The following is a 21,430-nucleotide window of genomic DNA, read 5'->3' on the forward strand; positions in this document are numbered from 1 at the left end:
AATCATGGTATGATTACATGGTGAAAAACATAATATACTGGTATGGGGTATATACTATTTCAAAATCATGTATATATTAGTATCGGTATAGACCTACATATATCCTGTTTTTCAGGTGAAATATTAAGATAGTTGTAGTAAAAATGTAAGTATTGGAGACGGTGAAATGAAGAAGTATTCAAATTATGTGAAAGCCCTCTTGGTAGCGATTGTGGTTACCGGCGGCGCAACAATAGTATCGGCCCATGACACGGTGACGAATGATTGCTGTTATGACAGCACCACAAGCACATCAAGTCAAAACATGACGGCTAACATGAGTTCTATGATGGGCGGCATGGTGAATGGCATGATGAATAATCAAAATAACTCATCAGATAATAGTTCGATGCACTCCATGATGAATGGCCAAAACTCCATGGACAGCAACTCCATGCACTCCATGATGTCCGGTATGGGCATCATGAACGGTGGCATGATGGGCATGACCGGCACAAACATGATGAATGGTATGAGTGGTATGATGGGCCATATGCACGGCGTTGATGATGTGCCTGCTTTGAAGCAAGTACAGCAGGCTGAAAAACCATTGGCTATACCCCCTATGCAAAAAGGGACGGTTGATGCAAACGGGGTGCGTCATTTAGAAGTGGTAGCTCAAGAAGGCAAAACAGCCATTAAAGATGGTGCTCTCACAAATACCTATGGCTATAACGGTAGCGTACTCGGTTCTACTTTATATATGAAGCAAGGTGAAAAAGTAGCGATTAAATTAAAAAATGAATTGCCTGAAAAAACAACGTATCATTGGCATGGCATGGTAGTTCGTTCCGATGTTGACGGCGGTCCTCATTATCCGATTGCCGCTAATGGTGGCACCGGCGAAGTTGAGTTTACTGTTGATCAGTCAGCCAATACAGCTTGGTATCATCCGCATGCCATGGGCTTAACGGCCAGCCAGGTGTATAAAGGCTTAGCCGGTTTCATTTACGTAGATGACAGCAAAGAAGGGGCTTTGAACTTACCGCACACTTATGGTGTTGACGATATCCCGGTAGCTATTCAGGACCGTAACTTCACGGCCGATAATCAATGGGATTATGAGAAAGATTATAACGCCGACGGCGTATATGGTGATACCCTCGTAGTAAATGGCACGATTAATCCATACTTTGATGTAAAAACCAATATGGTACGTCTTCGTTTGTTGAATGGTTCCAATGCTCGTACCTATACTTTGCAGTTATCCGACATGAGTCCTATGATGCAAGTAGCCGGTGACGGTGGCATCTTGCCTTGGCCGGTACCTAAACAATCCATTACGATTGCACCGGGGGAACGTGTTGAAGTGTTGGTTGATTTTTCAAAATATAAAGAGGCCTTGCCAAGCTTGGTAACTACAAACGGTACTAACGGTACAGCCAACGTATTGAACTTTAAACGTGGTGCCGATACCTTAGCGACAGAAGCTAAAGTAAACACGGACATGGCTGCTTGGAACTATAACAATATGAATGCGTCCGATGACTTGACGAAACCGGCCGATAAATCTATCGTTATGTCCGGTATGGCTCAAAACGTAATGATTAATGGTAAAAAATTCGACATGGGTCGTATTGATTTCACCAGCAAGTTGGGTTCCACTGAAATCTGGGACGTATCTAATTCAGATCCGGGTATGATGGGCATGATGCATCCGTTCCACGTTCACGGTGTTCAGTTCGAAGTCTTGTCCCGTAACGGTCAACCGGTAGATGCTGCTGAAAAAGGTCTTAAAGATACCATTCAGGTAGATCCGGGCGAACACGTACGTATCAGACTTCACTTCACTAAGCCAGGCGTATTCATGGTTCACTGCCATATTTTGGAACATGAAGAAAACGGCATGATGTTGCAGTTGGAAGTTAAATAATGTACAATTAAATGGATTCAAACATTTTTCAGAAATTCTCTAAACAGAATGGAGTACATTATGAGCAACGAAAACAAAAAAGTACAAGTACATTACACCGGCACTTTTAACGACGGTACGAAGTTTGATTCTTCTTACGATCGTGGCGAACCGTTAGAATTCATTTGCGGCGCCGGTATGATGATTAAAGGTTTTGACGAAGCGGTTAAAGACATGGCTGTGGGCGAAGTAAAAGACATTCATTTGATGCCCGCCGATGCTTATGGTGAAGCAAATCCTGCTTATATTTTAACAATTGAAATTGCTGAATTACCGGGTTCCGAAAAACTCGAAGTAGGCAACCGTGTTCAGTTAACCAATACGGCAGGTCAACCGGTACCGGCTAAAGTAATTGATAAAACTGAAAAAATGATTACTTTCGACGCTAACCATGAAATGGCCGGCAAAGAACTTAACTTCAAAATCGAATTGGTGTCTGTAGAAGATTAGTGTATTGGCCATCTGATATATGGTCATCGAAACACAACATAAATGAGCTGTAGCGAAAACAGAGTATTTGTATTTCGCTATGGCTCTTTTTGCTTGTACGGAAGAGGCTGACGAGCCTTTATATTCTATAGTCTTAGCCAAATGTATATTACCGTACTAAAAAACGTCAAAAACTCGTCAGTACTATGCATCAAACTCATTGTTGTTATACCTTGATAGTTTGCATGTTTGTTGACTGTTCTATAGAAAAAGACATGGCCTATGCTCGCTATATCCTTATTTGATATAGCTTTATAGCCCTTTTAGCCTTTGTTGTACATTGTATACATGTTATAATGAACGTGTCCGGTAGATATTGGATGGAGCGAACTTAGCCCATGCCGGACATTTCCTATATGCAGCTTGAATAATGATGATTTATTAGCTACATATAAGAACGAAAAACAATACATTATAAAACAGTCAATATAACATAAGATTTCAACCGATTTGTGATAATCGGTACAATAGTAGGTAATAGAAGGAATGAGGTAAAACGTATGCGTAAGGAACATGATTTTTTAGGCGAAATGGAAGTTGCCGACGAATTGTATTACGGTGTGCAAACATTGCGCGCTATGGAAAATTTCACTATTACGGGCAAACATCTTGACCGTGATTTCATTAAATCCATGGCTATGGTTAAAAAAGCCAGCGCCTTGGCCAACATGAAAACCGGTCGTATGGATCCGACTATCGGTAATGCCATCGTTCAGGCCGCCGATGAAATTATTGCCGGTCAATGGGTAGAACAATTCCCAATCGATCCGATTCAAGGTGGTGCCGGTACGTCTTTCAACATGAACATGAACGAAGTGTTGGCGAACCGTGGCCTTGAAATCTTAGGTCATGCCAAAGGCAGTTATGACATTATTTCCCCAAACAACCACTGCAACATGGCTCAGTCCACCAATGATACGTTCCCGACGGCCATTAAAGTGTGTGCCATTTTAAAAAGCAAGCCCTTAATTGACGCGTTGCAGCGCTTAGTTGATGAGTTGGAAAAGAAAGCGGAAGAATACAAAGAAGTATTGAAAATGGGTCGTACTCATTTACAAGACGCTGTGCCGATTACCCTTGGTCAGGAAATGGGTTCCTATGCGTCCGGTATTCGCCGCGGCATTAAACGTATCCAATCCTCCATCGAAGGAGCTCATGTAGTAAACATGGGGGCTACCGCTGTAGGTACGGGCCTGAATGCTGAACCTTCTTACATCGAAGATGTGGCGCATGAGTTGTCTGAAGTGGTTGGTGAAAAATTCGTTACCGCCGACAACTTGATTGATGCTACTAACAATACTGATATTTTTGCCGACATCTCCAGCGGCATGAAAGTAACGGCTCTCGTTTTGATTAAAATGGCGAACGATTTCCGCTTGATGGCTTCCGGCCCTCGTTGCGGTATCGGCGAATTGAAATTACCGCCTCGCCAACCGGGTTCTTCTATTATGCCGGGCAAAGTTAACCCTGTAATTGCGGAAGTATTGAACCAGGTTTGCTACCAGGTAGTGGCTAACGACTTAGCCGTAACCTTGGGCGTTGAAAACGGTCAGTTCGAATTGAACGTTATGGAACCGGTGATTGCGTATAACTTGTTTAACGCTATGTGCTACTTGAAGAACGGCGTAAATACCTTTGTTGATAAATTGTTAATCGACCTCGAAGTTGACCGCGAACGTTGTGCTTATTGGTTGAACCGCAGTGTGGGTATCGTAACAGCTTTGTTACCGCATGTTGGTTATGAAAACGCTTCTGCTTTGGCTAAAGAAGCGTACACAACGGGCCGTGCTATTAAGGAAATCATTTTGGAAAAAGGTTTGTTGACCGAAGCCGAAATGAATCATATCTTATCGCCGGCTGAAATGACGAAGCCGGGTATTGCCGGCGCCGACATCTTAAAAGTTAAAGGCAACTAATAGATATTAAATTGACAATGAGTATTAGATATGTAAAGCCTAATTGCCCAATACCCAATGCTCAATATTTAGTATCTGATATTCAATAATGATATAGTCAATGACAAAAAACCACCCTAATCTTTTCTCTGCTAAAGATTAGGGTGGTTTTTATTTGTCGGCCATGATTTCATGCCACTTCTTCGTGTAACTCTCGATATCGGGCTGTTCCATCGTTTCCGTCATGACACAGATGCCTGCATAAGCCTTCGGAAGTTGCGGGTAGGTAGTAAAGTTGATACCGCCGATGCCGTGAATCGGAATTCGGTGAGTGGCCGCCAATTCAAGGATATGTCGGCATTCTTCCGTATTACGAGGCGTAAGACCCGGTTTACACCGGGACGGAAAGAGATGGCCCAGGACCAGCCAATCGGCTCCATGAGTGATTGCCGCTTTGGCTTCGAGTAACGAGTGAACGGACACGCCGAATGGCAATGGGGTGGGGCGAAGCGTTTTTTGACTTAAAACACCGTCTGTTACGGTTTGAGCTGTCGCCTCAATGCATTCCGCTACCGACAGTTGCACCGGCAAGTTATACTTAACGGCCAAGTCGATATGATGGCTCACTATAAGTTGTACGCCTGCCTTGTTTGCTATCGGCAATAGTTCTGTCAGCAGCTTTTCGTAGTCTTGTACTGGCAGTTCTTTGGCGCGTAGTAGCACATTGTCCGGCTTGGCGCAGATGAGTGTTTTTAAATAGGCCGTGGCCGAATTAGTGGAATTGCTTTTTTTCAAAAACTCATAGAGTGCCGGCAAGTGGGTGACATAGGTCAGCTTCTTAGGCGCTAGTGGGCTTACCTGTTTCTTGGCCGCTACTCCGGTATTCATAGTAGCTTTATTTGTATTAGACTCTGATGTGGTCATGGTACACTACCTGCAACCCCAGTTTTTGAATATCCTCATGCATTTCGGGGACACTTCGGGTATCGCTAATGTCAAACTGGTCGCTACTGCGATGTTTATTACTTGCGCTGTGGCCGCCTACATCCACTTGAACGCCGGCGGATACTTTAGTGGCACAAATATTCATGACTGCATTGCGGAACTCACGACTTTCACGGCTGGATACGGTAATTTGTGCTTGCGGTACAAATAAACGATAGGCACACATGATTTGTAAGAAGTCGCGGTCGCTCACTAAATGGTTGAAGTGTCCGAGCTCACCGTTAACCGGACGCAAGCGTGGTACGGAAAAACTGAGTTCAGCAGCCGGGAAGGCTTGCTGGGTACTCCAGACGTGAAGCCCGGTGGCTAAGGCATCGTAGCGGAAATTGCTAAGACCTAATAGAGCGGCAAAGCCGGCGCCTCTAAAGCCGCTGTTCAAGGCTCGTTCCTGGGCATAGAAACGGTATGGGAAGGATCGTTTATTGCCGTAAGGGTGGTAATATTCGTAGGCTTTGAGGTCGTATGACTCTTGGAAGACGGTAATAAAGTCCGCGCCCGCTTGATGGAGAATTTCGTAGTCCGCTTGATTGGCCGGATAGATTTCTATGCCGATGTTGGCGAAATATGGTTTGGCCAGTTCGAGGGCGGATGCAATATATTCGATGGAAGAGCGTGATTCCGATTCACCGGTTAAAAATAAAATTTCTTGTAAGCCTGTTTGGGCAATGCTTTCCAACTCGCGTTTGACATCATCCATGGAAAGTTGGGCTCGTTTAATCGTTTGCTTGCTGTTAAAACCACAGTAACGACAACCGTTATGGCAGTAGTTGGCGATATAGAGGGGCGTGAATAGTTGCACGTTATTGCCGAAGCGAGCCCTGGTTAAGGTTTTGGCTTTTTGCGCCATCGCCTCCAAATAGGGAGCAGCAGCTGTACTGAGGAGGGCCATAAAATCTTCCGGTTCCAATGTGTCTTTGGTCAAGGCTTGCTCTACATGGTTGGCGGTAAAGTTTTTATCAGAAAAGCTGTTTTTAGTATTCAGTACATAGTTGAGCCGTGTCATATCCAATTGGTCCATGGACGAAGTGTAGGCCATGATGTCATTTTTTAATATGGCTTCGTCGTCAGGCGTGGTCGTTTTGATGTGGCCGTTGAGCCTGGGCGGCATCATATGACGAAGATTAGGTAATATATTCATTATGATCTCCTAAATTATTGAGCTTCAGTTTATTTGCGCATTAGGAAAGTAATGCGGTAATCAATGTGGGAAGAACTTGTTTCTAAAGGTGCGCACGTAATCATTTCATGTGTAGGCGCTTAATCGTTTAAGAATCCGGTGAGCGGACTGGATGCTTCCGCTTGGTCTGTAATGACGCGCCCGGTTTTGCCAAGGTACGCCAGGCGATCGGCTTCGATGGCCAGGCGGAAAGCTTTGCACATTTGCGCTACATTACCGGCCGTAGCAATAGCCGTATTGCACATGATGGCGGTGACGCCCATTTCCATGGCTTCACACGCTTCCGACGGTTTGCCGATGCCAGCGTCAACGATGATTGGCAGATCAGTGCTTTGAAGGACGATGTCGATGAAGGCTTTGGTGCAAAGGCCACGGTTACTGCCAATCGGTGCGGCTAATGGCATGATGGCAGCAGCGCCGGCTTCTTTGAGAGCCTTAGTGGCATAATAATCGGGATACATATAGGGAAGTACGACAAAGCCTTTATCAGCCAACATTTTGGTGGCGCGAATCGTTTCTTAATTGTCCGGTAGGAGCCAACGGGCATCGCTGATAATTTCCACTTTGACAAAATCGCCGCAGCCCATGGCACGGGACAGTTCGGCGATGCGGACAGCTTCTTCCGCGGTGCGGGCACCGGATGTATTCGGCAATAAGGTGATATCTTTAGGCATGAAGTCTAAAATATTTTCCTGTCCGTCCGGGGTAGCACGGCGAAGGGCCAAGGTTATAATCTGAGCCTTGCCTTCTTCGGCAACGGCTTTTATAAGGGGCAGTGAAAACTTGCCAGAACCTAAGATAAGGCGGGAAGAAAATGTTTTGCCACCCAGCGTGAAGGTGTCGCCTTCCGGTGTAAATTTAGAACTTGGTTCGATGGTGGCCTGTTGTGAGGCTGTTGTTGACATAGTGTCACTCCTTTTGAGTCAGTAATAAATGTAAGAGCATGGTTGCTTCGTGAGCGGCGCAGAGCATGACACGCGGGGCCAAAAGTCCGAGGGTGCTTTCGCTGTGGCCGTCACCCGTTTGGTAATAGCGGCTGAATAATTCTTTAGTTTGTACCGTATTCGGATGGTCGTAACCGCTGACGCCACTGGCACCGATTAACGTTGTTGCGGGATAGTGCGTTAGTACATAGCTTGTTAATTCCGCTTTGTTTTCAGCCGAGTCGAAGGCTTCGATGATGTAGGGGAAGCCTTTTAAATAGTTGTCGTAATTGTTACTGTGAATCGTGTCGTGAATAGCGTTGACCTTAATGAATGGATTGATGCGGTGAAGAATGGCTTTTAAGGCTACAACTTTCGGTTTGCCCAAATCCGTCATTTCATAAGCTTGGCGACCGAGGTTCGTAATGTCTACCACATCTTTGTCGATGATGGTGAGTTCGCCGATGCCAAGCCGCGCAAGGCTAATGGCGATATGTGAGCCGAGACCGCCGGCACCGCAGATCGGAACATGACTTTGTTTGAGACACCCATAAATTTTGGTGCCGTACCGTGCGTTCCATACCGCATCGTACGTTGCTTCATCGGGCGCTTCGGTGCGTGACACGCGTAATAAAGCGTCGCCTTCTTTGAGGGGTGTTGCACCATCGACGGCGAAGCCGTTCAGTAACCAAAGGTCATCACTGCCGTTGGTGATAATATTCGCCGTAACCGAGTCGGGAGCTACCGACCGGGATTGGCCGTTTACTGTAATATTCATCAGCCGCCTCCTACGAAGTGAACAATTTCCAGCGTGTCGCTGTCCAGTAACCAAGTTGATTCGAATTCGCTTTGCGGAATGATGATGCGGTTTCGCTCCACCACAACGCGTTTGGAATTGTAGCCCGCAGTTTCGAGAAAGGCGGAAACTGTCACAGATTCCGTGAGCGTTTGTTCTTTGCCGTTGACGATCATGGATGCCTCCTTATAAAAAAAGACATGAAGGGAGAGCACCCTTTTGGTGGTGCTCCCCCTTCATGTCATGGTTATATATTGATTTCAGTATAGCAGAGTTTTGAGAATGGGCAAAGTGATTTTTCAAAAATTTTTTTCAGCCATTGTCCGGGAAATATTTTTTGCAAAATATTTTTGACAAAGCAATTTTATAATGATATAATACTAAATTGCAAATGTACTCAGATATATATTGATTAATGTATAATATTATTTTATAGGCGTACGAATGCGTCGTATAAATTAAGGAGTACTCAATAATATGACTATAACATCGTTACTGATAAAGGGTAAATCTTCCAAGGTTGTGTTAACCGAAGGCGAAGCAAGGTTCAAAATAAAAAAATGAGAGCCTTGCTTATTTTGTCATTGCGTTAACAGGAAAACTGAGACCTGGATTTTTGTCTGATGTCATACCGTTATAGAATAGAAGGTAAGCCAATTGAAATGAGGGGTGAAAGCTGGTATGTTCAAACCTGAGAAGGTAGGTAAAAGAACGCGTTATACGTATGCTAAAATTAACGAAGTTCTAGAAATGCCACATTTGTTGGACGTGCAACGCAAGTCTTATGAGTGGTTTTTGGAGAGCGGTTTACAAAATATTTTTGACGATATTTCTCCGATTAAAGACAATTCAGGTAATTTAGTGCTTTCTTTTGAAGGATTTAGCCTTGGGGAGCCAAAATATGATATTAATGAATGTAAAAACCGTGATGCTACCTATGCAGCACCATTGCGCGTTAACGTTCGTTTGATTAATAATGATCCTGAAAACCAGGATATTAAAGAGCAGGAAGTTTTCATGGGCGACTTCCCGTTGATGACCGAAACCGGTACATTCATCATCAACGGTGCGGAACGTGTTATCGTATCTCAGCTCGTTCGTTCCCCGGGTGTATATTATACTCGTGAAATTGATACTATGGGTAACCGCTTGTACGGTTCCACAGTAATTCCTAACCGTGGTGCTTGGATCGAGCTCGAAACGGATGCTAATGAAATCGTGTCTGTACGTATCGACCGTAACCGCAAATTACCGGCTACAATTTTAGTACGTGCCCTTGGGTGGAGCACGGATGAATCCATTTTGGAATTGTTCTGGAATGGTGAAACTGACGAAGAAGGCAATCGCGTATACGACGAACGCTTACTCCGCACGCTTGAAAAAGATACAACCGAATCTTCCGAAGAAGCATTGGTTGAAATTTACAAAAAATTACGTCCGGGCGAACCGCCTACAGTAGAAAGTGCTCGTAATTTATTCGATAATTTATTCTTCGATCCTCGTCGTTATGATTTGGCGCGCGTAGGTCGTTATAAATTGAATAAAAAATTAGGCTGGCGTCAACGTATGTTGGGTCAGACTTTGGCTCAGCCAATCGTAAACATGGAAACCGGCGAAATTATCGTTGATGCTGATACAGTAATGAACGAAGAACAGCTCGATATCGTTGCTAATAGCGGCGTTTTCAGCGGTGAAGGTTTTGCGGAATTCTATGTGAAGAGCTCTGAAGGTCATTCCTTCAAAGTTATCTGCAATAACAGCAACTTACCGTTTGAACATCGTACGGTAACTCGCGAAGATATGATTGCCAACATCAGCTACTTGTTAAACTTGATGGATGGTGTTGGTCATGTGGACGATATCGACCACTTGGGTAACCGTCGTTTGCGTTGCGTAGGCGAATTGTTACAGAACCAATTCCGTATCGGTTTAACTCGTATGGAACGAGTTGTGCGTGAACGTATGACGATTCAAGACAATGCTATGATTACGCCACAGGCGCTCATCAACATTCGTCCGGTAGTAGCGGCTATTAAAGAATTCTTCGGTTCCTCTCAGTTGTCCCAGTTCATGGACCAGACTAACCCACTTGGCGAATTGACTCATAAACGTCGTTTGTCCGCATTGGGACCTGGCGGTTTGTCTCGTGAACGTGCGGGCTTCGAAGTTCGTGACGTGCATCACTCCCACTATGGTCGTATGTGTCCGATCGAAACGCCTGAAGGTCCGAACATCGGCTTGATTTCTTCCCTTTCCAACTATGCGAAAGTTAATGAATTCGGCTTTATTGAAGCGCCATATCGTCGTGTAGAAAAAATCTACGGTACCGGCGATGACGCTAACAAAATCATTAAAGTACAAGTTACGGATCAGGTTGTGTACATGACTGCCGACGAAGAAGAAGGCATGACCATTGCACAGGCTAACTCCATTCTCGATGATGAAGGTAACTTCGTAGATACTCATATCGCTTGTCGTCGCGGTTCTGAAGTCCTTGAAGTAGCTCCTGAAAAAGTTGACTACATGGACGTTAGTCCGAAGGAAGTTGTTTCCATCGGTACCGCTATGATTCCATTCCTCGAAAACGACGATGCCAACCGTGCCTTGATGGGGGCGAACATGCAGCGTCAGGCCGTGCCTTTGCTTCGCGCTCAGGCTCCGCTTGTAGGTACCGGTATGGAATACAAAGCCGCTACTGACTCCGGCGTTTGCGTACTTGCTAAAGAAGAAGGTATCGTTACTCGTTGTTGGGGTAATGAAATCCATGTACAGCGCGACAACGGTCGTGTTGACGTTTACAAATTGAATAAATTCCTTCGTTCCAACCAATCCACATGTTTCAACCAGAAACCAATCGTATTCCGCGGCGACCGCGTTGTTAAAGGTCAGGTATTGGCTGACGGCCCGGCTACCGACGGCGGTGAATTGGCACTTGGTTTTAACGTGCTCGTGGCGTTCATGCCTTGGGAAGGTTACAACTACGAAGATGCTATCTTGCTTAGTGAAGAACTTTGCAAAGAAGATATTTATACATCCATTCACATTGAAGAATACGAATGTGATGCGCGTGACACCAAATTAGGTGCCGAAGAAATTACTCGTGAATTACCGAATACGGGCGATGACAATCTTCGCAATTTGGACGAAGAAGGTATCATCTGCATCGGTGCGGAAGTTCATCCGGGGGATATCTTAGTTGGTAAAGTTACACCAAAAGGTGAAACAGAATTAACGCCGGAAGAACGCTTATTGCGTGCCATCTTCGGTGACAAAGAACGTGAAGTTCGTGATACTTCGCTTCGTGTACCACATGGTGAATCCGGTAAAATCGTTGACGTTAAAGTCTTCACTCGTGAAAACGGTGATGAATTACAACCGGGCGTTAATAAATTAGTTCGTGTATATATTGCACAAAAACGTAAAATCCACGAAGGCGATAAAATGGCCGGTCGTCATGGTAACAAGGGTGTCGTTTCCCGCGTAATGCGTCAGGAAGACATGCCATTCTTGCCGGACGGCACACCGGTTCAAATCGTATTGAACCCATTGGGCGTACCTTCTCGTATGAACATCGGTCAGGTATTGGAAACTCACCTCGGTTGGGCTGTTCAGGGTCTCGGCATGCAGATTAAAGCTACGGACCTGAAGATTCAAAATGTATTGAACCAAGCGAAAGCCGACAGCCGTTATTGGGATAATATCGACCGTATTAAAGAATTGTACGGCGAAATGGACGCTTTAAAAGCTAAAGTGGCGGAAAACGTAACAGTTGCCCATCTTGATGTGGACAGTGAAATCGATGCACGCCGTGAAGAAGCGTTGAGCTTAATTTATACGGAAGCACAGAACCAATTAGCTGAACTCGGTGGCCGCGAACGTTATGACGAATTGCGCGCTATCGAAAAAGAATACAGCGATGCTGAAATTGAATATTTTGACGATGAAGAACAAGCTCCGGAAATGGAAGAGTCTTTACAGATTGAATTAAAAGAAATTTCCGTAGTTGTTGATATCATCGATGCTATTGAATCGGCACGTGAAAAACGCGAAGAAATCCGCAAAGATTTGGAATCTTACGGTTATGACTACGAAACTTACGGCATGCCAAAACCTGATGTAGCCGGTATCCATATCGCTACACCGGTATTTGACGGCGCGCACGAAAGTGACGTGTTCGATACCCTTCGTATTGCCGGCAAAAACGATGACGGTAAAACCGTATTGTATGACGGTCGTACCGGGGAACCGATGGATAACAAAGTTACCGTTGGTTATGTATATATGTTAAAACTTCACCATTTGGTTGATGATAAGATTCATGCCCGTTCAACCGGTCCTTACTCCTTAGTAACGCAACAGCCATTGGGTGGTAAAGCTCAGTTCGGCGGTCAGCGTTTCGGGGAAATGGAAGTATGGGCGTTGGAAGCCTATGGTGCAGCGTATACCTTGCAGGAATTGCTCACTGTTAAGTCTGATGACGTGGTAGGTCGTGTGAAAGCATACGAAAAGATTGTTAAAGGTGAAAATATTCCTGAACCGGGCGTGCCGGAATCTTTCAAAGTATTGCTTAAAGAACTTCAGAGTATCGGTCTTGATGTGAAGATTTTGAACGAAGATCAAGAAGAAGTTGTAATCAAAGAACTTGATGATGACGATGATGTAGATACGAATGAAGATGAAATCAAAGAAGTAATGGAAGGCTCAGATGCAGTAGCTGACGATACGGAAGAAGCGAATGTTATCGAAGAAGAACCGGTAACGAGCGGAGAAGATGACGACATACTTAGCACAATGGCTACGTATGACGGCGAATCCGAAACTGATGAAGACTAATATTTGAGTATCCGAAAGAAGGGAGCGATACTTGTGCTAGACGTTAATGAATTCGATTCTATGCGAATCGGCTTGGCTTCGCCGGAACAAATTTTAGATTGGTCCTATGGGGAAGTTAAAAAGCCGGAAACAATTAACTATCGTACGCTTAAACCGGAACGTGACGGCTTGTTCTGCGAGCGTATTTTTGGACCGACCAAGGACTGGGAATGTCATTGCGGTAAATATAAACGCATTCGCCATAAAGGCGTAGTCTGCGATAAATGTGGTGTAGAAGTGACTCGTTCTAAAGTGCGTCGTGAGCGCATGGGTCATATTGTATTGGCTACACCGGTATCTCACATTTGGTATTTCAAGGGTATCCCATCTCGTATGGGCCTTATCCTTGATGTATCACCACGTTCCTTAGAGCGCGTACTTTACTTTGCTGCTTATATCGTAGTTGATCCGGGCAGCACACCGCTCATGAAACGTCAGTTATTATCTGAAACTGAATTCCGCGAATATGAAGCGCAATTCAATGAAGAAGATTACAAAATCAACGGCAAACAGGTTGAAATTGAAACCGTGGCTCAGCGCCGCGAACGTTTGGCGATTATTGCCGAAGCACAACGCAAAATTGCTGCTAATGAAGCATTAAAAGCTAGCACTGAAATTGCCGAAGAAGAAAAAGAATACGAAGAATTGACTCGTGAAGAACGTTACGAATTAGGCGCTCAAGAAGAAGTGGAATTCGTATGCGTTGACATGGGCGCTGAAGCCATTAAAGCATTACTTAGTGAATTGGACCTTGAAGCCCTTAATGTTGAACTTCGCAGTGAACTCGAAACGGCGACAGGTCAGCGTAAAATTCGTGCCGTACGTCGTTTGGAAGTGGTTGAAGCATTCCGCCAGTCCGGCAATAAACCGGAATGGATGATTATGGATGTAGTACCGGTTATTCCACCGGAATTACGCCCTATGGTTCAGCTCGACGGCGGTCGTTTTGCTACATCTGACCTTAACGATTTATATCGTCGTGTAATTAACCGTAACAACCGTTTAAAACGCTTGCTCGACTTAGGTGCGCCGGATATTATCGTGCGCAACGAAAAACGTATGTTACAGGAAGCCGTTGACGCCTTAATCGATAACGGTCGTCGCGGTCGTCCGGTAACAGGTCCGGGTAACCGTCCTTTGAAATCTTTATCCGATATGCTTAAAGGTAAACAAGGTCGTTTCCGTCAGAACCTCTTAGGTAAACGTGTTGACTACTCCGGCCGTTCCGTAATCGTAGTTGGTCCGGAACTCAAAATGCATCAATGCGGTTTGCCTAAAGAAATGGCCCTCGAATTGTTCAAACCTTTCGTTATGAAACGTTTGGTAGAACGCCAGCAGGCAAGCAATATTAAAGCGGCTAAACGTCAGGTTGAACGTATCGGCCCGGGCGTTTGGGAAGCATTGGAAGAAGTAATTAAAGAACATCCGGTACTCTTGAACCGTGCACCGACATTGCACCGTTTGGGGATCCAGGCATTCGAACCTATCCTTTGGGAAGGTCGTGCCATTAAATTGCATCCGTTAGTATGTACTGCGTTTAACGCCGACTTCGACGGTGACCAGATGGCTTGTCACTTGCCATTGTCCGTAGAAGCTCAGTCCGAAGCGCGTACCCTCATGTTGTCTTCCCATAATATCTTGTCCACTAAGGATGGTAAACCGGTAGCGGTTCCTTCCCAGGATATGATTTTGGGTACTTACTACTTAACTGTAGTACGTCAACATACGAAGGAAAAAGCTAAATACTTCGCTAATTACGACGAAGTTATGTTGGCTTATGATTCCGGCGTAATCGGCTTGCAAGATATTTTATACATTCGTGAAGAAGGCTATGGTCGTGTGGAAACAACGGCCGGTCGTTTGATCTTTAACAACGCCCTCTATCCTGAACTTCGTCAATACGAATTGCAGGAAGACGGACATTATACATTGGGTCGCGTAATGGACAAGAAGATGGTTGGTAAATTGGTTGACCAGTGCTTCCAGTTGTTCGGTAACGAAAAAACCGCCGAACTTCTTGACCGCGTAAAATCCTTGGGTTACTCTTACGCTCGTCGTGCCGGTATGACTATCGCTATTGCGGATATTAAAGTACCGACTGAAAAAGCTGAAATTTTACAAAAAGCCGATGAAGATGTAGAAAAAGTATCCCGCAACTACCGCCGTGGTTACATGTCCGAAGATGAACGTTATCGTAAAACTATCCAACTTTGGACTCAGGCTACGGAAGATGTAACGGATGCCATGATGGATACCATGATGCGTGACCAGGAAGGTTTCAACCCGGTTTACATGATGGCTATCTCCGGTGCCCGTGGTAACAAACAGCAGATTCGTCAGTTGGCCGGTATGCGTGGTTTGATGGCCGACCCATCCGGTCGAATCATCGACTTGCCGATCAAGGCTAACTTTAAGGAAGGTCTTACTGTATTGGATTACTTTACATCCAGCCATGGTGCTCGTAAAGGTTTGGCCGATACGGCGCTTCGTACAGCTGACTCCGGTTACTTAACTCGTCGTCTCGTTGACGTATCGCAAGACGTTATCGTTCGCGAAGAAGACTGTGACGTAGTAGGTATCGACTTAGTGCGCGAACGCGCTCGTTTGGCAAGTTCCACTCGTCAGGCTCTTTCCTTGTTGAAAGATAAATTGATCGGTCGCGTACTCGATAAAGATGTTGTAGATCCTGTAACGGGTGAACTCGTATTGGCAGCTGAAACCATCTTGACTCTTACAGATCTTGAAGCATTAGCCGATCATAAGATTACCGATATCGATCTTCGCGGCGCTCATTTGGGTAGCGACAGCGATATTAACCATACGAACTTGGTACAAAAAATCAGCCTCGGTGAAACTGATGAAGGCATTCGCCAGACATTGCGTGAAACCATGGTTCAGAATATGCTCGGCAAGGATACTGTTAACGCCGTAGTTGACAGCGAAGGCAATGAAGTATTCCCGGCTCACAGTGCCCTTACTGAAGAAGGCATTGAAGCTATTCTTGACAGTGATGTTAAAGAAGTACAGGTACGCAACAATGACATCCACGGCATTGAAGTGGAAGCCATCGTTGAAGGTTCCGGTATTATTGAACCGCTTAAAGACCGTATCGTAGGTCGTACAGCAGCTGAAGAATTAATCAATAAAGAAACCGGCGAAGTTATCGTGCCACTCAATGGCGAAATTACGGAAGAATTGGCTGATGAAGTAGTTAAACACTATGAAACGGTTAAGATCCGTTCTGTATTAACTTGTCATTCCCCTTATGGTGTATGTATGAAGTGCTATGGCCGTGACCTCGGTACCGGCAACCAGGTACAGGTTGGTGAAGCTGTTGGTATTATTGCCGCTCAGTCTATCGGTGAACCGGGTACACAGCTTACAATGCGTACATTCCATACAGGCGGTGTTGCCGGTGATGATATTACGCAAGGTTTGCCACGTGTTGAAGAATTGTTCGAAGCACGTCGCCCTAAACGTCATGCTATCATCAGTGAAGTGGAAGGTACTGTTCGCGTAGTACCTAATGACAATAAAAAAGGTACCAATACTATCTTTGTTACCGACAAAGACGGTGTGGAATATGATTACCTCATTCCATACGGTGCTCGCATTATCGTACGTGACGGTGATGTAGTTAAATTGGGTGCTCGTTTAACAGAAGGTTCCATTAATCCACATGACATCATGCGCGTAATGGGTACCGAAGCTACTCAGCGTTACCTCGTTTATGAAGTACAGAAAGTATATAAATCTCAAGGTGTAGAAATTAACGATAAGCACATTGAGGTTATTGTGCGCCAGATGCTTCATAAAGTGAAGGTAGAAGAAGTGGGTGATGCCGACTTATTACCTGGCGATCCTATCGATGTTAACACCTTTGAAGAAGAAAACCGTCGTCTTATCTTGAACGGCAAACAACCGGCTACGGGTAAACGTATTTTACTCGGTATTACTAAAGCTGCGTTGGCTACCGACAGCTTCTTGTCGGCCGCATCCTTCCAGGAAACGACTCGTGTTCTTACTGATGCTGCTATTAAAGGCAAAATCGATCCGTTATTGGGTCTCAAAGAAAACGTTATTATCGGTAAGTTGATTCCGGCCGGTACCGGCATGAGCCGTTATCGTAAGATTAAGGTTACTAAAAAAGAGCCTCAGATCGAAGATGTGGTAGCGGTTGACGCTCCGGCTGCAGCTGAAGAATAAGTAGAATGTTGACAATTGGCGTATCGGTAGAGAGGAGAGCTTACGGTTTTCAACTTTACCGGAGCCAATGTCATAAATAATGTCATAAATATAGTTATGTAAGAGAGTGTTATTATGTAAAAAATAATGGCACTCTTTTATATTTAATTCGAAATCTATGTATGCTAATTTAGCAATTGATGTATAGAATTGTATAAAATGAAGAAAATTTACGTAAATTTTGTATAAAATTATGTGAAATATGCAAAAATAAAGCCTTTTGAAACACACGGATAAGTGTACATATAAAATGTTGATTTAATGCGGTGAAAAGGCTATAAAAGTTGTTGACAGGCATGGGGTAGTAATGCTAAACTGTTATAGTGCTCGGGGGAGAGTGTGCCTGAGTACAAGAAAAATCAAGGAGTAATGGTATGGAAATCGAAGTATTAACATCAGCGAAAAAGACAATCGGAGCTAAACAAACGTCGAAAGCGATTATGCGCGGCGAAGTTCAGATGGTGTTTGTTGCTAATAACAGCGATGATCGAGTGGTGTTGCCCATACTTGAACTTTGTGAGAAAAACGCCGTACCGGTAAATCAAGAACACTCCATGGAAGAACTTGGTAAGGCCGGTAAGATTAAAGTGAAAGCAGCTGCCATTGGGGTGCTGCGCTAAATTTGGTAATATCTGTGGTGACAATTTGTCACGGCAGATCAATTATAAATCTAATTGTTTGGAAAGGAGGTGCCCACATGCCAACTATTAACCAGTTAGTACGCAAAGGCCGTCAAACTTTGACAAAGAAATCCGACGCTCCTGCACTTAAAGAAAGTCCGCAGAAACGTGGTGTATGTACTCGTGTATATACTGCTACTCCAAAGAAACCGAACTCCGCGCTTCGTAAAGTTGCCCGTGTTCGTTTGACAAACGCTATTGAAGTAACTGCTTACATCCCAGGCATTGGTCACAATTTACAGGAACACAGTGTAGTACTTATCAGAGGTGGTCGTGTTAAAGACTTACCAGGTGTGCGTTATCACATTGTTCGTGGTGCTTTGGATACAGCCGGCGTACAGAATCGTATGCAGAGCCGTTCCAAATATGGCGCTAAAAAAGCTAAGAAATAATTATAGCTAAACAATTGAAATCACACATCGTAGAGGAGGAAATAACATGCCAAGAAAAGGCCCTGTGTTGAAGCGTGATGTACTTCCAGATCCGGTGTACAACAGCAAATTGGTTACACGCTTCATTAACAAAGTAATGTACGATGGTAAAAAAGGTATTGCCGAAACTATCGTATATGATGCATTTGAAATTATTCGTTCCAAAATGGGTCAAGACCCAATGGAAGTATTTGATCAGGCTTTAAAAAATGTAATGCCTGTATTGGAAGTTCGTGCTCGTCGTATCGGCGGTGCTAACTACCAAGTTCCGGTTGAAGTTCGTGCCGATCGTCGTCAGACGTTAGGTATTCGTTGGATGGTAAATTACGCTCGTCTTCGTGGCGAACGCACCATGAAAGAACGTTTGGCCGGTGAATTAATGGATGCGTTCAATAACACTGGCGCAGCTATTAAGAAAAAAGATGACACTCATAAAATGGCAGAAGCTAATAAAGCATTTGCTCATTATCGTTGGTAATTAGTAAGAGGAGTTGACATTCGTGGCAAGAGAATTTTCGTTAGAGAAAACTCGTAATATCGGTATCATGGCTCACATCGACGCCGGTAAAACAACCACAACGGAACGTATTCTTTACTACACAGGCCGAGTTCACAAGATCGGTGAAGTTCATGAAGGCGCTGCGACGATGGACTGGATGGCACAGGAACAGGAACGTGGTATTACAATCACGTCTGCTGCGACTACTTGTCACTGGAAAGAACATCGCATCAACATCATTGATACCCCGGGTCACGTTGACTTTACTGTAGAAGTAGAACGTTCGTTGCGCGTACTTGACGGTTCCGTTGCAGTGTTCAGTGCTAAAGGTGGCGTTGAACCACAGTCTGAAACTGTATGGCGTCAAGCATCTACCTATGGCGTACCACGTATCGCTTATGTAAATAAGATGGATACCGTAGGCGCTGACTACTTCAATGTTGTAAACATGATGAAAGAACGCTTGGGTGCAAACAGTGTTGCTCTTCAAGTACCAATCGGCGCTGAAGATACTTTCAAAGGCATCATCGACTTGATGACGATGAAAGCCGAAATCTACATCAGCGATGATGGTAAAGAATTCGAAATCACCGATATTCCTGAAGATTACGTACAAGTAGCTCAAGAACGTCGTGAAATGTTGGTAGACGCTATTGCCGAAACTGACGACGAAATCATGATGAAGTACTTGGAAGGCGAAGAAATCAGCATTGATGAATTAAAAGCTGCTCTTCGTAAAGCAGTTTGTGAAAACAAATTGTTCCCTGTTCTTTGCGGTTCTTCTTATAAGAACAAAGGTGTGCAGATGTTATTGGATGCAGTTATTGACTACATGCCATCTCCACTTGATATTCCAGCTATTAAAGGTGTTAACCCTGATACAGGCGCTGAAGAAACTCGCCCTGCATCCGATGAAGAACCATTCTCCGCATTGGCCTTCAAAATCATGGCTGACCCTTATGTTGGTAAATTAGCGTTCTTCCGCGTATACTCCGGTTCCTTAGAATCCGGTTCTTACGTGTTCAACTCCACAAAAGGTAAGAAAGAACGTATCGGCCGTATCCTTCAGATGCATGCTAACAGCCGTCAAGAAATCGAACGTGTTTACTCCGGCGATATCGCAGCTGCTGTAGGCTTGAAAGATACAACCACCGGTGATACTCTCTGTGATGAAAAGGCTCCGGTAATTCTTGAATCCATGGAATTCCCAGAACCGGTTATCTCCGTAGCAGTTGAACCAAAAACTAAAGCTGATCAGGAAAAAATGGGTATCGCTTTAGCCCGCTTGGCTGAAGAAGATCCAACCTTCAAAGTTCGTACTGATGAAGAAACCGGTCAGACAATCATTTCCGGTATGGGTGAACTTCACCTCGACATTATCGTTGACCGTATGAACCGTGAGTTCAAAGTTGAATGTAATGTTGGTAAACCGCAGGTTGCTTACCGTGAAACGATTCGCAAATCTGTTAAAGCTCAAGGTAAATTCGTACGTCAGTCCGGTGGCCGTGGTCAATATGGTGACTGCTGGTTGGAATTAATTCCACAAGAACCTGGTGCAGGCTTCGAATTTGAAAACAAAATCGTCGGCGGTGCAATTCCTCGTGAATACATCGGACCGGTTGAAAACGGTGTTAAGGAAGCTATGGAATCCGGTGTTATCGCCGGCTACCCAATGGTTGACATCAAAGTAATCGTATTTGACGGTTCTTACCATGATGTTGACTCCTCCGAAATGGCGTTTAAAATCGCCGGCTCGATGGGCTTCAAAGAAGGTGCACGTAAAGCTGACCCAGTACTTCTCGAACCATACATGGCGGTAGAAGTTGATGTACCGGAAGAATACATGGGCGACGTAATCGGCGACTTGAACTCTCGTCGTGGTCGTATGGAAGGCATGGAAGCTCGTAACGGCAGCCAGCATATCAAAGCATTCGTTCCATTGAGCGAAATGTTCGGTTATGCAACGGACCTCCGTTCCAAAACTCAGGGCCGTGGTAACTACTCTATGACAGTAGACCATTACGAAGAAGTGCCTAAGAAAATTGCTGAAGAAATTCAGGCAAAGAAAAACGGCTAATCCCTTAAGGGTTAACACAATAAGTAAAATTTTAATTATCCGGGAGGACAATTCAAAATGGCAAAAGCAAAATTTGAACGTACTAAACCGCATGTTAACATCGGTACTATCGGTCACGTTGACCATGGTAAAACTACTCTTACTGCAGCAATCACTAAAGTACTTGCTGAAGAAGGCAAAGCTCAGTTCCAGGACTACAGCATGATTGACAAAGCTCCTGAAGAACGTGAACGCGGTATCACAATCAACACTTCTCACGTAGAATATGAAACTGAAAACCGTCACTATGCTCACGTTGACTGCCCAGGCCATGCTGACTATGTTAAAAACATGATCACCGGTGCTGCTCAGATGGACGGCGCTATCTTGGTTATCGCTGCAACTGACGGC

At 44.6% G+C, this 21,430-nt stretch carries 14 protein-coding genes and 1 pseudogene; 10 read left to right on the forward strand and 5 right to left on the reverse strand.

The genetic code is table 11. The features are described from left to right. Window positions 1-166 precede the first annotated feature (166 nt). The 3 genes from EO124_RS08710 (at window position 167) to EO124_RS08720 (ending at window position 4,356) form a co-directional block, all read left to right on the forward strand. The gene (locus tag EO124_RS08710; protein WP_127059205.1) at window positions 167-1,912 is read left to right on the forward strand and encodes a multicopper oxidase family protein; all 1,746 of its coding nucleotides are present in this window, start codon (window positions 167-169) and stop codon (window positions 1,910-1,912) included. A gap of 60 nt (window positions 1,913-1,972) precedes the next feature. Then, entirely contained in the window at window positions 1,973-2,401 is a 429-nt protein-coding gene (locus EO124_RS08715; RefSeq protein ID WP_127059206.1) for an FKBP-type peptidyl-prolyl cis-trans isomerase, read from the forward strand. Window positions 2,402-2,940: 539 nt separating this feature from the next. Beyond that, complete coding sequence (locus tag EO124_RS08720; RefSeq protein WP_127059207.1) at window positions 2,941-4,356, forward strand: aspartate ammonia-lyase; 1,416 nt, start codon at window positions 2,941-2,943, stop codon at window positions 4,354-4,356. Window positions 4,357-4,506: 150 nt separating this feature from the next. On the opposite strand, the gene EO124_RS08725 is transcribed toward EO124_RS08720, so the two are convergent. The 5 genes and pseudogenes from EO124_RS08725 to thiS form a co-directional block, all read right to left on the reverse strand. Continuing rightward, window positions 4,507-5,259, reverse strand: coding sequence for a thiamine phosphate synthase (locus EO124_RS08725; RefSeq protein ID WP_127059208.1), 753 nt, complete (start codon window positions 5,257-5,259; stop codon window positions 4,507-4,509). Next, window positions 5,240-6,478, reverse strand: a complete 1,239-nt coding sequence (thiH, locus tag EO124_RS08730; RefSeq protein ID WP_127059209.1) for a 2-iminoacetate synthase ThiH — start codon at window positions 6,476-6,478, stop codon at window positions 5,240-5,242. The genes EO124_RS08725 and thiH overlap by 20 nt, the downstream gene beginning before the upstream one ends. Before the next feature lie 119 nt (window positions 6,479-6,597). Beyond that, a pseudogene (locus EO124_RS08735) lies at window positions 6,598-7,422 on the reverse strand (thiazole synthase). A 4-nt stretch (window positions 7,423-7,426) separates the two neighbouring features. Next, window positions 7,427-8,218: a sulfur carrier protein ThiS adenylyltransferase ThiF gene (gene thiF, locus EO124_RS08740; RefSeq protein WP_127059210.1), complete on the reverse strand. Its 792-nt coding sequence runs from the start codon at window positions 8,216-8,218 to the stop codon at window positions 7,427-7,429. After that, on the reverse strand, window positions 8,218-8,412 hold the full coding sequence (thiS, locus tag EO124_RS08745) for a sulfur carrier protein ThiS (protein ID WP_021842333.1): 195 nt from the start codon (window positions 8,410-8,412) through the stop codon (window positions 8,218-8,220). The genes thiF and thiS overlap by 1 nt, the downstream gene beginning before the upstream one ends. Window positions 8,413-8,917: 505 nt before the next feature. Here thiS and rpoB point away from each other — a divergent pair. The 7 genes from rpoB to EO124_RS08780 form a co-directional block, all read left to right on the forward strand. After that, window positions 8,918-13,069, forward strand: a complete 4,152-nt coding sequence (gene rpoB / locus EO124_RS08750; protein ID WP_127059211.1) for a DNA-directed RNA polymerase subunit beta — start codon at window positions 8,918-8,920, stop codon at window positions 13,067-13,069. 33 nt (window positions 13,070-13,102) lie between these two features. After that, window positions 13,103-17,314 carry a DNA-directed RNA polymerase subunit beta' gene (gene rpoC / locus EO124_RS08755; RefSeq protein WP_127059212.1) on the forward strand — a complete coding sequence of 1,404 codons (4,212 nt, stop codon included), beginning with the start codon at window positions 13,103-13,105 and terminating at the stop codon, window positions 17,312-17,314. A 413-nt stretch (window positions 17,315-17,727) separates the two neighbouring features. Beyond that, window positions 17,728-17,973, forward strand: a complete 246-nt coding sequence (locus tag EO124_RS08760; RefSeq protein WP_021842336.1) for a ribosomal L7Ae/L30e/S12e/Gadd45 family protein — start codon at window positions 17,728-17,730, stop codon at window positions 17,971-17,973. Window positions 17,974-18,050: 77 nt separating this feature from the next. Beyond that, window positions 18,051-18,425 carry a 30S ribosomal protein S12 gene (gene rpsL / locus EO124_RS08765; RefSeq protein WP_006555648.1) on the forward strand — a complete coding sequence of 125 codons (375 nt, stop codon included), beginning with the start codon at window positions 18,051-18,053 and terminating at the stop codon, window positions 18,423-18,425. A 46-nt stretch (window positions 18,426-18,471) separates the two neighbouring features. Further along, a complete protein-coding gene (rpsG, locus tag EO124_RS08770; RefSeq protein WP_006555649.1) occupies window positions 18,472-18,942 on the forward strand; it encodes a 30S ribosomal protein S7 in 471 nt (156 codons plus the stop codon). A gap of 22 nt (window positions 18,943-18,964) precedes the next feature. Then, window positions 18,965-21,040: an elongation factor G gene (fusA, locus tag EO124_RS08775; protein ID WP_021842338.1), complete on the forward strand. Its 2,076-nt coding sequence runs from the start codon at window positions 18,965-18,967 to the stop codon at window positions 21,038-21,040. Window positions 21,041-21,097: 57 nt separating this feature from the next. Continuing rightward, the coding region (locus EO124_RS08780; RefSeq protein ID WP_206512548.1) for a GTP-binding protein at window positions 21,098-21,430 on the forward strand (333 nt) is incomplete at its 3' end.

Origin of the sequence: Veillonella ratti (assembly GCF_003992115.1) — a bacterium.
GTDB classification, from domain to species: Bacteria; Bacillota; Negativicutes; order Veillonellales; family Veillonellaceae; genus Veillonella_A; species Veillonella_A ratti.